Origin of the sequence: Carboxylicivirga longa (assembly GCF_050589825.1) — a bacterium.
Classification (GTDB): Bacteria; Bacteroidota; Bacteroidia; order Bacteroidales; family Marinilabiliaceae; genus Carboxylicivirga; species Carboxylicivirga longa.
On the sequence record NZ_JBNGOZ010000052.1, the window covers coordinates 1 to 2023 of the forward strand.

Consider the following 2023-nt stretch of genomic DNA (forward strand, 5'->3'; position numbering starts at 1 on the left):
AACCTCAAACTTATACTTTAATTCATCTGTCATATTCTGTCTTGTTTTTTAATTGGCCATAACGGCCTGCCGCATGGTGCGTAAGGCGAAATTGACCTCACCAACCTTCCAAAAAGGAGGGAAGCCAAAGCGTTGTATTTGGTGTTAACTTTTCATTTTGGTGAGCCAAATCAACGATTTGGCGGAGCTGAACGAAGTGGCACGCCTCCTGAACCGCAGTGATCGCCTTATGCGCTATGGCGGTTTGTTGTACCTCGTTTTTATTATTTTATTCGATAATACTTCTCAATCTTACCTCCAAAGCTAAAATCACTTTTCGCTTTAAAAATTAAACTGTCTGAATCTAACTTTATCAGCTCATATTTGCGATTGCCTAAGGTTAACAAGTCAGGCTGAAGCATAAATTTAGCGTTATATTCATTGTCACCTTGTTTCACGTCCACAGTATTATCGGAATTAAATGTCAATACAGTTTCAATATTCGAGGACGTATTGCTATTAGTTCCTATTGAGATTATTTCTTCTTCATTGGTGTTTTCCTGATTTACCTTTTGCCACTTTCCTAATATTGAACTTTCATTATTATTACAGCTAACAATAATAAATCCCAATCCAAGAATTAAATAAGTCAAATGTTTCTTCATGTCTAATTTCAAGTTTTATCTTTTGGATAATGTGTTTTTTTAATTCTGACTAATATAAAATTCAGTCACAGATATTCAGCAGTTTATATTTTGCTCGCTATTATCATTTTCCAGCCAAATCTTGATAGCCAATTTACGTTAGCTGGAGAATTTAATCTTTCCTTTTGCGAGATGCGGGGAATGAGGTACAACGGTTGGCTAGATGAAGCGTATGGCGATTTAACGAACAAAACCTTCTAAATCTCCACTGAGCCAAATCTTTTATTTGTTTTTATCTTTTCATTTCTAAAGCCAAATCAAAGATTTGGCGGTGTTCATTTACCGAACTTAACTTCCAAGTATTTACGAACGCCATATGCTTTATACTAGCGTGTTGTACCCCGTTATTTTTCAGCTTCAACAAGTTTTATCAATTTTATATTTTCTTCTTCAATGCGCGACAAGTACTGGTCTACATTATTTCTTTCTGCCGAATACCAACTTTGTTTAGAAAAATAGTCTTTTAATTCCTCTGATTTAAACTCATAGTGGTGTCTTGCAAATACTTCATTTCGCATAATTCGCAATTCTTTTGAGGAAATATTTTTTAGGTCTGCAATGTCTAATAATCTGTAGGAAGCTTGTGGATATTTTCCTTTTGGTTCTACATCAATTTCAGATATATCTAGGTTGTTTGTATAATTCTTAATGACATATAAATTCATTTCATCATTAGAGTTGATATAATCATAAACTTCTCTCCAGTCTAAATGGGATTCCCATGTTTTATAGGTACTGTCAGTTACCTCTTCGATATAATCTTCATACTCATCAAATCGGTCAACATAATTTCCAGGAATAGCTTCTGGGGGTGGCAAAGGTTCTCCAATACCTCGTTTTCCTATTTGCTTGTAAAATTTTATTTGAACCCAATTATCTTCTAATTTCCATTTCCCAACTAAACAATTGTCTTGATTACCCCAAGAATGCCAAACTAAGGAGTCTTTACCGAACTTATAATACTCACTTTCACTAGCAAAGTTAGTTTCTAAATATACTCCTAAAGGGCTTTCTTTTAGCTTGAGTTTCTTTAATTCATTTTGAAGATTATTAATCTCCTCTTCAAAAACTTGTTGTTGGATAACAGCTTCCTTTAAGCGGTCATTTAGCTTTGTATTTTCCTCTTTGAGATTTTCTATTTTTACTTTTAGCTTGCTTTCTGCCTCATTCCTGTCGGCATTCCCACAAGAATAAAATAATGTCATACATAAAATTATTCCAACGTATTTATTAATCATGCTTATCTATTTTTTTAATGGGGTACAACGGCCTGCCGCATGGTGCGTAAGGCGAATTAACCTTACAAACTTTCCAAAATGAGCGGAGCCAAAGCGCATATT

At 34.4% G+C, this 2023-nt stretch carries 2 protein-coding genes; both read right to left on the minus strand.

The annotated features are described in order from the left end of the window. Window positions 1-263: 263 nt before the first annotated feature. A complete protein-coding gene (locus ACRD7A_RS18965) occupies window positions 264-644 on the minus strand; it encodes a hypothetical protein (protein WP_430811209.1) in 381 nt (126 codons plus the stop codon). A gap of 383 nt (window positions 645-1027) precedes the next feature. Further along, entirely contained in the window at window positions 1028-1921 is an 894-nt protein-coding gene (locus tag ACRD7A_RS18970) for a YARHG domain-containing protein (protein ID WP_430811208.1), read from the minus strand. Between the last annotated feature and the right edge of the window lie 102 nt (window positions 1922-2023).